Source organism: Lachnospiraceae bacterium GAM79, from assembly GCA_020735665.1.
In the GTDB taxonomy this organism is placed as follows: Bacteria; Bacillota; Clostridia; order Lachnospirales; family Lachnospiraceae; genus Coprococcus.
Map to the genome: position 1 here is coordinate 2,137,546 of CP085928.1, position 12,503 is coordinate 2,150,048.

The 12,503-nt window shown below is 39.8% G+C and carries 15 protein-coding genes; all 15 read right to left on the minus strand.

The window, feature by feature from the left end; all coding sequences use genetic code 11:
• Positions 1-132: 132 nt before the first annotated feature.
• Entirely contained in the window at positions 133-1,608 is a 1,476-nt protein-coding gene (locus tag LK416_09590) for an FHA domain-containing protein (GenBank protein ID UEA73912.1), read from the minus strand.
• Entirely contained in the window at positions 1,592-2,149 is a 558-nt protein-coding gene (locus LK416_09595) for a hypothetical protein (GenBank protein UEA73913.1), read from the minus strand. The genes LK416_09590 and LK416_09595 overlap by 17 nt, the downstream gene beginning before the upstream one ends.
• Positions 2,150-2,171: 22 nt before the next feature.
• Complete coding sequence (locus tag LK416_09600; protein ID UEA73914.1) at positions 2,172-2,948, minus strand: pilus assembly protein; 777 nt, start codon at positions 2,946-2,948, stop codon at positions 2,172-2,174.
• Positions 2,949-3,229: 281 nt separating this feature from the next.
• The gene (locus tag LK416_09605) at positions 3,230-4,690 is read right to left on the minus strand and encodes a DUF5702 domain-containing protein (GenBank protein UEA73915.1); all 1,461 of its coding nucleotides are present in this window, start codon (positions 4,688-4,690) and stop codon (positions 3,230-3,232) included.
• Between the two features lie 13 nt (positions 4,691-4,703).
• The gene (locus LK416_09610; protein UEA73916.1) at positions 4,704-4,853 is read right to left on the minus strand and encodes a hypothetical protein; all 150 of its coding nucleotides are present in this window, start codon (positions 4,851-4,853) and stop codon (positions 4,704-4,706) included.
• Between the two features lie 108 nt (positions 4,854-4,961).
• The gene (locus LK416_09615) at positions 4,962-5,330 is read right to left on the minus strand and encodes a DUF6262 family protein (GenBank protein UEA73917.1); all 369 of its coding nucleotides are present in this window, start codon (positions 5,328-5,330) and stop codon (positions 4,962-4,964) included.
• The gene (locus LK416_09620; protein ID UEA73918.1) at positions 5,327-5,701 is read right to left on the minus strand and encodes a DUF6262 family protein; all 375 of its coding nucleotides are present in this window, start codon (positions 5,699-5,701) and stop codon (positions 5,327-5,329) included. The genes LK416_09615 and LK416_09620 overlap by 4 nt, the downstream gene beginning before the upstream one ends.
• A gap of 15 nt (positions 5,702-5,716) precedes the next feature.
• Complete coding sequence (locus LK416_09625) at positions 5,717-6,139, minus strand: DUF6262 family protein (GenBank protein ID UEA73919.1); 423 nt, start codon at positions 6,137-6,139, stop codon at positions 5,717-5,719.
• Entirely contained in the window at positions 6,129-7,661 is a 1,533-nt protein-coding gene (locus LK416_09630; GenBank protein UEA73920.1) for a site-specific integrase, read from the minus strand. The genes LK416_09625 and LK416_09630 overlap by 11 nt, the downstream gene beginning before the upstream one ends.
• Positions 7,612-9,588: a site-specific integrase gene (locus LK416_09635; protein UEA73921.1), complete on the minus strand. Its 1,977-nt coding sequence runs from the start codon at positions 9,586-9,588 to the stop codon at positions 7,612-7,614. The genes LK416_09630 and LK416_09635 overlap by 50 nt, the downstream gene beginning before the upstream one ends.
• Positions 9,589-9,605: 17 nt before the next feature.
• A complete protein-coding gene (locus LK416_09640) occupies positions 9,606-10,724 on the minus strand; it encodes a tyrosine-type recombinase/integrase (protein UEA73922.1) in 1,119 nt (372 codons plus the stop codon).
• Positions 10,725-10,964: 240 nt separating this feature from the next.
• Positions 10,965-11,360, minus strand: a complete 396-nt coding sequence (locus LK416_09645; GenBank protein ID UEA73923.1) for a hypothetical protein — start codon at positions 11,358-11,360, stop codon at positions 10,965-10,967.
• Positions 11,361-11,381: 21 nt separating this feature from the next.
• The gene (locus tag LK416_09650) at positions 11,382-11,729 is read right to left on the minus strand and encodes a recombinase family protein (GenBank protein UEA73924.1); all 348 of its coding nucleotides are present in this window, start codon (positions 11,727-11,729) and stop codon (positions 11,382-11,384) included.
• 31 nt (positions 11,730-11,760) lie between these two features.
• The gene (locus LK416_09655) at positions 11,761-12,114 is read right to left on the minus strand and encodes a type II toxin-antitoxin system PemK/MazF family toxin (GenBank protein UEA75903.1); all 354 of its coding nucleotides are present in this window, start codon (positions 12,112-12,114) and stop codon (positions 11,761-11,763) included.
• Between the two features lie 52 nt (positions 12,115-12,166).
• Entirely contained in the window at positions 12,167-12,421 is a 255-nt protein-coding gene (locus LK416_09660) for a hypothetical protein (GenBank protein UEA73925.1), read from the minus strand.
• Positions 12,422-12,503 lie beyond the last annotated feature (82 nt).

The window sequence follows — 12,503 nt, forward strand, 5'->3', positions numbered from 1 at the left end:
CCAATACCACACATATTATGCCTGTTATCACCCGTCTTCTCCGGTTCCTCCGTCTTCTCCGTTTTCTTTCTTCTTTTTCAAACTTCATAGCGTCATCATTTCCTCCTCGTCTGTATAATTAATCGTCCCGGATCAACACACCCGAAACTCATAGCGTTCGCTTCCAAATGAAACCTCATCACCGGGGAATAACAATACCGGATATCCCTTCTTCAATGGATAATCATTGACACATGTTCCATTTGTTGACTCAATATCTTCCAATATAAAATTTGCATCTGCATAAGCAAGCTTCGCATGAACCCGGCTGATACTCTCACCATGTAGTCGGCAGTCTGCCATATCTCCTCTGCCGATCAACGCCGGAATCCGGGTCACATACACCATTTCCGGCTGAGAACTATAACCGGAAAGTGAGACGAACATCCCATACGGCTGTCCGGTATTTAACACCTGTGTATCCGCTGCATTTTCGTCCGTACATATCTCGCACGATTTATCAAATAATCGTAGCTTCTCTACATCGCTCTCAATTTCATCGTCCGTAATGTCTTCTGTTTTCTGTTCTCTAAAAGCTGTATGCTGCAAAGGTTCTTTCGGGTATTCTTCGTATATCCTGTTATCTTCTGTCCGTTTATCAAGCTCTATATATGCCAGCAATTCCACAGCCAGCAATATGCATATGCCTAATAACGGCTTCGTATGTTCCACCCGTCCATATCTTCGACATTGCAAATAAGCCATTATGACCCCAGCTAAAAACGTCAGAATCATACCACCTATAATCAAGCTCTTATATATATTCCATTGATGTCGCATACTGATTCCCGCCCTGCTTCCTAAGTCGCTCAGGCTACTCTTTTCGATACTTACCTGATCTTCCGATTCCGAATCTTCCCTGCTCATATTCCAGACAGCTTCCATATCCCTGCAAACATCATCTATCTGAGATCCGCCCCCTTTTTTCTCTGCATATCCGATTCCCGACATTTGAAAGGAACCATCACATGATAAGATCCGATCAAGTTCTGTCCCTAACTCTTCCGGATCAACATATTCTTCGACTATTTTCTGATACAGATCATACACCTTATCTGCCTGAACCCGATTCGTATGATCCATTCTACCAAGGTACTGTTCCATCAATACCCGCATCTGCATCCGCACACTTATCTGATATCCCGGCAGATAAGTAAAAACAAATTGTTTCTTATGGTTATCAAAAAATATGTATTCTTCCTGTAGAACCAGATCGTTCATCACCAGCAGATAACGTCTGAGTTCCCATATTACATGAAACACCGCCTGAAATACCCGCATGATTTCCTCCGGTGAAATCGACATAGATGCATACGAAGGATCCGAAGTCGGCTGTGCCGGCATGGATGCAAATGCTGCATCCATATCCATCATACCGGCCACATATTCTGTAAGACCGCTTACCTTATAACAGGGATACCCCTCACCATCTATATAGCGAAGACGCATATCGAGAATACCGCTTATATGATTTCTCTGTAACATCTCCATCTCATATGATGGCTGACATACAACATCAGATAACAACATATATACATCAAATCCATCTGTGTCATAATTCTTTTCCATATAGCTGCCACCTCCTGAGATTATTCCCTGTATCCCGGATCTCCTCCTCCAGTTTGATTTTATTCTGACTGACTTTTTTATTGATCAGCAGTCCTATGCCCAGATGGTTTTCTTCATATTTCACCACAGTTTTTCGTCTTCTTACAGAATAGAACAGCTTTCCGCTGCCCTTATTCTCAGATACACTGACCTCCAACTCATCCAGATTGTTCATATATTCTGATAATGACTGAAATATCTGTTGTTCCAGTATCTCATCTCCTGTACCAGCCTGCCCGGCTATATAGCTTTCTTTATTGTATGTAATGGCATACGCTTCTCCCCGCGCAGCTGCCCGGTTGATCTGCATGAACATCATATTAATTGCAATAAATACAATAGTGATAACGATCGGCATAAGCACACACATTTCAACTATGATCGAACCGGCGTCACCCTTTATACGCTCATACGGCCTGTTATTCTCCATAACCATACTTCCATATTCATACGCCTTGTCAGTCTTCATAGCCATACATTGAGTTTTTCTGCCCTTCTCCATATACATATCCCCTTTCTGTCTTCTATCTGCCACATTCAGAGCAATAGGGAAGCCCAGTCACATCCGACCTGCGAACCCTTGTCACCGTACGTTTCAGTCCTGAACACCCTATCGATAGATGATAACGGTCACCCGTCTCTGTCACATACACCGCAGAATCTGCATGTTTTCCTTCTGCACATAATTCACAGGGAGATAACGAATTCTGTATCTGGTTCAAGTTCGTTTGCCGGATCGTCAGCCGGATGTGATAACAGTTTCTGCTGGTATGGCAGACATCACCTGTCTCTGCAATATATACATAACTGTCATCGTTATCTGCTCCGTCCAAGATCAGACCCACATATGCTTTCTGGCAAATCTGCTCAGAAACCTTCCACCTGATTATTCCGATAAATGGAATCTCCTGCTGCAAGCCATACCCAAGCCGCAGATAGATGCATCCATCAGTCGTATCGTAATCCGCCTGACTTATCCGTATCCCGCTACTTCCACCTGTTACATATCGGTCAACCATATCCGTATCATCTATATAGGTATGAAGCACCATCCCTGCTGTAACAGCGTCTAAGCTCGCGTCAGCTTCTGAATCTGTCAGTTCCATATATTTGGTCTCTGCCATATACTGTGCAGTCTCCTGCATCGCTTCATATACCAGCATTCTGGTCTGAAGGAGATTCCCAATCTGGAAGCAGGCAAATGCTGCCAATAAAAACAGCGGTAACACCAGCATGGCTTCTAATGTTGCACTTCCCCGATTTCCTGTTTGTTTCTGATCTAAAGGGATGGTCTTATACACTCTCTTTGCCCTGCGCATGGCACCAAAATCTAACTTTCCGTGGAGAGACGGGGACATTATACATACAATTATTCTTTTTACGTGTATCACTACCATATTAACCATGCCGCCTGACAAGCAAGAGAGCATATAACACCACCCCTTATCTTACTTTGTAGTAGTTTTTTCAGACCCTCTCCAAGGTCCAAACGATCACCAAATGTCACAAGACATTACTATCTTGTTCCAATCCTGATACGACATATCTCTGCAAACATCTTGATTCAACATATCTCTGGCAATTATCTCTGTCCCTGATATGAAGCCTCTATAGCAATGCTGAAATTTGTCCCATGCTTCCGGATATCAAGGTCTGCCGTGTATGCACAGATACAGTCTCTCATCAAAAACTCCGGCTGTTTTTCCCTTACAACCATCTGCATAACATCACACATGCGCTCATATATGACATCTCCTTTTTCTGCCAGAAACAGGAATAAAAATGTCCGGTAATCAACACCATCCGCACCTGAATAATCCATCCGATCAAGTTCAGTAAGCTTACCGATACTGTCAAAATCTACAGTCCACTCCGCGCCTGTCTTTACAAGCGGAATCTTATGGCCTGCAAGTAACGAGCGAATCTCCACCAATGTCTCCGCATAAGACAGACATGCCACTAACAGATATTTGGCGGCTCCATATGTAATTCCCGGTGCAAGTGATAATGTAAGTGCTATACTATCGATCTCTGCCATCTTCTCCGGGTCAGTCAATAATACCGCCATATTAACAGGCATCCTGTGAAGCACTATCCGGTTTACAACGGCCTGCAGGTTATCATAATCATTGTCCCGGCCTGCGATCAGGTACTCGACTTCGCATTGCAACGGATGTCCCTTTCCATCGGTTCTTGTAAAATAATCAAAGCACGTCAGCCCATATAGTAGTTCTTTCCCTGCATCTGTCATCTCCGACAGACCATTTCCGGCTTCTCCACTCTCGGATGAGCCGCTTCGGGTCATCTTCTGCATATCTGCTTCCAGACGATCAATATCCTCAAATGAAGTATCCACGCTGCAATCATCCTCACCATCTGCACGATCCTGTCTGCTGTCCGAATCCTTTTGTCCGGTATGGGACGGAAGCTCGCTCATTTCTATCTTCACACCTGATACACCAGAATTCTCCGGAAGTACCAGATCAAGCAATCCATGCTTCATCTCTCTTTGTAATACTTTTCTTGGATCTTCACCTTGCCAGTCACCGGATTTCTCACTTTCTTCCAGCTTCCCTGTTGCAATCTCCTGTGCCATAGTCTCAGCCGAACGATCATCCAACTGCATCCATTCTCCAATATCCTTTACTGCCTTTACCTGTAAATACAAAGTCATATAATCGCGGATCTGCTCTCTTAGCAGCGCACAATGTGAATCCATCACAGATTTCATTCCGGTAAGACTGACATCTTGTATCTGAAATCCATATGACGAAAGTGTATAATCCAGATAACGAAGCATTCTGTCTTCCAATGCTCCCTCTCCTCTGCCTGCATACGTTTTATCCAGCAAAAGCACATGATATTCCTCAAATATCTGCTCCTGATAATCGGCTTTGATATGCTCGGAGGCTCCTTTCGCAGCCTCCGATACCCTTGCTCTGTCCATATGAAATTCAACCACTCCGATAGCCGCAAGGAACAAAACCAGAAGACTTATCAGTATCAGACTGAGAAATACTGTGATCTGTCCCTGATTTCTCATTCTGACCTCCTTATCAATAGATCTTCTTTGCACTCTTACCGATTGATTTCCATATGTTATTTACAAGCGTCGTAATCTTGTTCTGAAAGATCAGAACCATTGCGATCAACACCACAATAAAATCCAGTACCTGCCCCGGAATGCTTGAAAATAATTGTCTCATCTTTCACATCACTCCGATGTGTAAATTATTTTTCTTTTTAATTTAGTAAAAAAGCAGGCTCTTGGATATCCTCTTGTCCAAAAGTCTGCTCTCTTACTTTATGTAAAATTACCTATTTTCTTTCAACCTCTGATTTTCCTCTTCTAGTAATTCTATCTGCAGCTCTAGCTCTTTAATTCGTCTCTTGTATAAAATCATTTGTCTTTTCAGCTGCTTATTAACTTCCTCAGTCGCTCTATCAAAAATTGCCTTTTTAGGGTTATAACATTCTCCCTGCTTCAATTGTGCATCTTCTACCATTTGTTTGGCCTGCAAATTTCTATAAAAATAGCTCCTATCCACCCCTGCATATTTTGCCAATGCAGTAATTGATATCCGCTCCTTTCTTCGAAGCATCGCATCAATCTCTCTCTGAATAATTTCTAAATTCTCTTTTTCTTGCTGTTTCTTGAGCCCTACAATTTTATCATACTTCATTTAACATCACTCACACCTTCCTGTTGTCTTCGCAAAAAATCTAACTCTGATTCTAACTTTTGATTTTCTGCTTTCAATTTTATAATCTCGATTCTCATAGCTAACAATTTTTCCTTATACTCATCAAGGAGTTCCACTTCGTCTATGTTCATTTTATAGCTTTGATTTTGAATATCAACAGCTTTATGTACTTCTTCTTTGATTTTTGGATTTCTGTAAAAAAACGAGTTAGATAAGCCTGTTCTTTTGCATAATCCGGAAACTGTAATCCTTTCGCCCTCATTACGCATTCTTTGAATTTCATCCATTGCTAGTTTTACTTTTTGCCTGCTTTTTTCCTGGCTCATTTCGATGATTTTATTTGCCTTCATCCTTAATCACAACCTTTATAGTTTTTTTAACAATGCAATTTCCTTTCGATCCAACCGTTTCTTCAATGTGTCCACCTCTTTTTGAAGTATACTGCACTTTTGGAGAAGCTGCTCATTTTCAGCCTTTAACCTTTGATTCTCTGACTGGCAGCTGTTAAAATCCTTCTTCAATTCCTGAAAATTATAATCTGCAGCATTTCTTTCTTCAGATGGCTGCTGTACATCTATCCGCCGTGGCTGTTTAATAGCTTCCTCCAGTTTCTGACGGACTTGCACATTCTTATAAAAAAATCCTCTTGATAAACCTGTCCAACGAACCAATTCTGTTACAGAAATCGGCAGCCCTCTGGCACCCATATCATCGATTGCCCGAATCGCCTTTTTTATTTTCTGCTCACTCTCAGCTTTGTTAACGGCTATCATCTTATCATATTTCATATCCATCCCACTCCTTTACCACATCCATTAAAATCATATCGATTTTCTCTCTGACTGCCCTCGTTTCATCCGCCATTATCTTGTTCCCAATCTTTCGGTAATGATGTACACTTTGTAATGTTTTATGCCCCAAAAGCCTTGCGATCATCCAGTCGTCGATATGCATCTCTGTCAGCTTTTTCCCATAACAATGTCGGAATGTATGTGTTCCAAAATTCAGCAACTCTCCATTCTCATCCCGAATATCATTTTTCCTAATCATCTGCATGACTCGATGTTGAAGCATGCTATACTGAAATGGTCTCAATGGATCCTCTTTTTTTACAAAAATATATTTTGTCTTTCCATAATGTTCCTCGGTATAATCAATTGACTTTATAATAAGCTGTGCTATTTCATCACTAATTGCTTTTTCAAATGTAATTGATTTTACCTGCTCGATTCGTATAAAATATCGATTTTCTCTTATACTCAAACAGTCTGTTTTTAGTGTAAGCGTATCCGAAATTCGTGTTCCCAGCAGCTGATGAAGGATTAACGCCCTCGCTATTTGTTCATCCATCTGAAAAATGTTTTCATTCAGCTTCTTTATGGTCTCGTCCGAGTAAAACTTAAATAGATATCTTGGCGTGCTAGGAAAATCTGTACTTATAAATAGGTTTTTAATATCCTGCCTATCATAATGATTTCCCACATCTTCAATTACCCTTCGTAGACCATATAAATCAGAGCGATAATTTTTCCTCTCCTTTGCCTCTGTCTGAAGATAGATCAAATAGCTTTCCATAATATCCCGTGTCAAATCTAGTAATGATATAATCTTAGGATACCTTAATGCCAGATATCTACAAAATCTTTTAGTCGCTACCATCTCAGCCATAATACTTCCTATTGCCATATATTTCAAATGCATAAAAATTACTGTTTTAACTTCTTTTCGGATTGTTATTTGACTAATTCCTTTAAAATTTATAGTCTTTACATTCTTTATCGGGTTGCTGCGGAGAGGAAATTCAAACTTGTCCAATTCCCACACATCTCTCTCCTGTTCTAAGCACCCCCCATCTTTCTGAGAATACCTCAGAATCTTCTTCATATGCTTTATTATGCCAGGTGTTTCTGTTGCTACAATTTCATAAACGCTTCGATACTTCTTACTTGTAAGGGCATATCCCTTTTCCATCATCCAACTCTTTAGCTGCAAAATAATCTTATTCTCGTCTTCATATCTCAGGATTTTAATATTCTTTTCTATAAGAAAATTCCGGATATTATTAAAATATAATATTTCAGATGCCAAACTACTTGGAGCAAGTTTCTTTCCCCTTTCCCAGACAAAATCTTCTAGGAGCTTTCTTACTTCTTCTGACGGAAGTCCCTCCAAGTCGAAGTAACGGTCTTTCCGAACCCTCATTCTCTTTTTTTGTTCTTCAGTCGCATTCTTATAGCAGTCTAATTCATAGATATGTATCTTATTTTCCAGTTTTTTCACCCCGTTTCTTTGGAATAATTCCAGTTGCAAGAAGATTTTCTGCCTGATTGAAATATTCCTTATTCGCCTGTTCGATCCGTTTAGGCATGTAGTCTATATACTGCTTTGTCATATTTTCATTGTTATGCCCTAAATAATCCCGAATCGTCTGAATGGACACTCCTTCATCATAGAAACTACTTGCCAATGTATGCCTGTAATCATGCGTCTTGAATGTTTCGCCCGAAATATGTATTCCATACTTCTTACAATTTGCTTTGAAGCCCTTAACAAAGGTACCAGTCCTATATGCCCCGCCATCCTTTGATTTAAACAGGAAATCGGTAGGTTTAATATGATGCTTTTTTATATAAATTTTCATAATTTGATAAAGCACCAATGAAATTGGTATCATTTTCTCCGTTTTCATTTTAATTTGATAAACCTTAATCCATGCATCTTCCCCATCCCAATAATACGCACCTCCTTTTAATGTACATACCTCACTGATCCGTAGTCCTGTTGCCCATAAATTTAGGAAAATAAGTCTTTGTACTTCCGGAAAAAACTTTAGCTTTTGTAATATTTCCATATACTCATCTTCCTGAACACTTCGATCATGGTGATATGGAAAAACTTTCTGGATGTAATAATTCGGATCAAAAATTATTCTCTTGATATGTCCTTTAGCATTTAAGTACACAAAAAATCTGTGAATATCAAATATCTGTCTGTTTACTGTTTCTGCTTTAATTTCCTCTTCCTGCAGAAGTTTGAAATACTCTGCTATCTGTTCTTCCGTAATTTCACATATGGATTCCAATGTGTTAAAGTAAACTAGAAATTTTTTAATATAACACAATTGATTTCGTATATTTCCAAGTGCTAAATCACCGATACCTACTTGATATTTCATATACTCTTGCAGCAATTCTCTGTTTCTCTCATTCGTCACTTCGTAAAAACTGAGTCGCTGCACAGGATTGCTTGGATTTACACGCTCTGGTGCAAAATTAAATCTTTCCATATACCAGACATTTGCATGCCAGTGAATTTCTTTTCCACTCATAAATAGTATTTTGCGGCTGTTATCCACAATCTGCATACTATTCTTCACATTTGCAACTTTCCTGGCTACAATTGTTTCCAATTTCTTTATTTGCTCCAGTTCAAGCCGCTCGATATCATCAATTCCTTCCTCTACGCAAAACTCATACATCCACCTTAAAGGAAGTAGATAGCGCACTCTGCGATCCTTGCTGTCTTTTATATTTCTCAAGGCATAGCATAAAATCTGAAAAATTTGTTTTTTTAAAGTTTCTGGCACCTTTTGACTAAAATCCCATACCAGTTCGCTTTTATCTTGGATATAATCAAAATCTGATGCTATGTCCTGATCCGGTATATAGGGAAGAAAAATCACTTGCCCTTCATACTTGAGCCGCTCTTTATTTCTTCCAGAAAGGGTTTCCATTTCTTTTCGGATATCAAACTGTTTGATCCGATCCAATGTCTTCAAATATTCAAGACCTTTAGAGGAAGTTTTTGTCCTGCGCAACTCACTTTCATACAGTTCTCTGATTCTATAATCAATTTCCTTTACATGATGAATTCCCTGCCGTATCAAGAAATTCCTGACATTTCCTTTCAAGCGTTCTTGCACTGTATTGCACTGCTCAATTTCATCCAACAACTCTTTATACTCTTCTTGGATGAGAGTCTTCTTCAAGTTTCGCAGGAACCCAGTTCGCTCAAATACCTGTTTCTTTGTAAAATTCCCTGTTTCACGCAAAAAGATTTTATAATTACGGAAATCCTGTTCTTCTATAAGGAAAACATCATATATCCCTACACCTTTTAGGTAGGACTCTGCACACTCCCAGTATGTACTCGGTACATTTATATCTGTTATCAACTGGTTGTGAAGATAATCCGCTTTATCCTGTGATTCCGTATTCAATAATCTTAATGCAATCACATACTTCTCCTCCTTCCCTAAAGTAATTTGTCAATTTCATAAATGGACTGATGTTTTCTATAAAATTCATCACTGACATCCATCAACTCCTGATCCGATATATTTAAATATCTCATTGTTGTTTCTATATTTCGATGCCCAAGCGCTTGACTGATAAGTTCCAGCTTCCATCCAGCCTTCCGGCGAGCATTTGCAAAATAATGCCGCAGCATATGTGGTGTTACTTTAATCCCAGTCTTCTTCTGCAGCCGTTCCATCAATGCATAGACGCCTGAGTCCTGCATCGGTTTTCCTGCATAATCTCCCGAAATGTTAATAATCAAGTATTCCTGCTGGAAAATAAGGTCTTTATATTCCTCTATATAAAACTGCAGAATTTCAAAGGTGGCATCGCTGATTTTTGCCTTTCTGTATTCTGCATTCTTAGCCCTGGCTCCATTTTCATTATCTTCTCTAAAATTGACATACAGTAAGTGTCTTTCATAATCAATGTCTGTCGCATACCGGACTCCCAAAAGTTCCCCGATGCGAAATCCCGTTTCTGCTAATAATAAAAGCAGGATTTGATCGCGACAATTGGCACATGCCTTTAATAAAATCACGATCTTATCCTGCTCTATGGTCTTCCCTATATGTCCTTTTTCCTGTAGATATCCATGAAATGTATTCCGATATAATGTTCTTTTTACTCCCACTGAATTATGTACAATAATTCTCATATCAGAGAGGACTTTCAATTGCTTTGTAGATTCATCCTGCTGTCCAGAAAATCTATAAAATCGGAACACCTCTTTTAAATACGCATTACAGGTCTCATTATATGGTTTCTTTTTGTAACTATCTCCACTATGCAATCCTGCCTGTAACCATATCAAATAGTCTGTAAAGTGTTCCTGCTGCTTATTATATGGCATCTCCCATACATCATCTAACTGAATGCCAGTCTCATCTATATAATTCAGATAGTATGAAATGGCTCCTGCACTTCTTCTGATAGTGTTAGGTGACAATTTTGATCTTTTTTTATGCATTAGATACTTGGAGGGCAGTAATACTATATCCTGGCTCTCCTGTTCACGAATGAAATAATATTTTTCGTGATTATCTATCTGGGAATCCACAATATACCTTGCCATATTACTTTACTCCTTTCCTCTAACGCTATACACAGTATACCGTGTTACTCTTCTCATAGCTATCACACAATGTAACAATCTTTCCTTTTCAAACGAAGCATTATCAATAAACAACGTCAATCGATTTGATAACTCCCTGCTATTCCAAATGCAATACCTGCAGTTAACAAAAATCCAATAATTCCAACTGCCGCAACAATCAATATCCCAATCATGATCGTTCTACCTCCTCAACAATCTCTATAACATCTGACATTCTGCCATCGTAACCTCTTCATCTTCCATAGCAAAATATTCATCTGCCACATTGCGTTCCACCGCCAAAATCTCTCCAGCCTCCTTCTCTCCCAGCTGGATCGGCGCCAAATACTCAATAATTCTCCCACATAATTTCTGGTCCGGACAAACATCCAGCATCCCCATACAGGTATTCACAATCAGGCGATCCAACACATCGGTAATCACTATTTTTTTAGCATCATATCCTCTCGCACCGATAAAATTTGCCAAGTTCTCCGGGGTCAGTGCCAACATATATTCTTTTCTGGCTCCCCCACCATATGGATACTCATAGGCATATCCCATCGTTTCTGTGTCCATGATCCGTTCTACCATATTCTTTTCTTCTGCTCTCATAAAATCTTCTCTCCTATTTTTTCAACTGCCAAACTCAATTTTCCCTTCCAATGGCGAATATGCATCGACATCATAGCTTTCCTGAAGGATCTGAAATCTTGCGAGCTGCATGGATGATCTGGACAGCCTGCCACGGTTTACAATCAAAAGAACATCTACCTGTTCTCTCTGAACCGCTTCTATAAAATGACGAAATCCATTTCGATTCCAAAGCGGAGTTGTCCCCACATCACTGGAACTTCCAACCAGTTCAAATCCCATCTGCTCTCCATAATCAATCAGCTGTTTAAACTGACTTTTTAATGCACCATTTCTATCTTCCGGTGCATCAATCGCACAATAGATCCACGCACGTTTTCCCTGACCCATTCCTGCCTCCTGCTCCTTTTCCAAACACCCTTTATGTTCTTCTCTGTACTGTTACACCAAAACTCACGAGAATTGCCTCATCTACTTTACGCATCATGGCTCCACTCAGACTTCCTACATACCCTCTTAATCTTATCCGGTCAATCGTCCTTACCTGCTCCAATAAAATAACAGAATCATTATGGAGTCCTCTTACATGATTTCCCAATTCGATATGTGTAGGTATCCAGTGCTTATTAGGCCGACTTGTAATTGCTGCCACAATGACGGTTGGACTGTAACAATTACCAACATCATTCTGAATAATCAAAACCGGCCGGATTCCCCCCTGTTCAGAGCCTATTACCGGCATCAGGTCTGCATAATATATATCTCCTTTTTTTATCGTAACACTTCCCCTCCTTCCATCTACTTTGGACTACGAATGTTCCTACTCTTTATGAAAAGTCTCTATCTCTATGTAATTCTGCCGTCATATGGCAAATGCCCTTTTTCCAGCTTACGCTGATGACCTCGCCTGCCAAAAGTTCATCAGCTCGGATTCCCTTTCCCAGCTCCTTCTTGGCTGCTTCTTTCTGCCCTTCCAAAAGTATGGATTTTACCTGGTCAGAATTCAGAAATAAATATCCTTTCGATGTCATAAAATGAAAATTGCTGTCAGAATATAATTCCATAAATTCTTTGACACGCATATACATCTTCCTCCTTATCATTTTGTGATTTAGAACACAAGGATAGCGGCAGCCTTATCCAGCTGATCTATCTTTCCTTTTC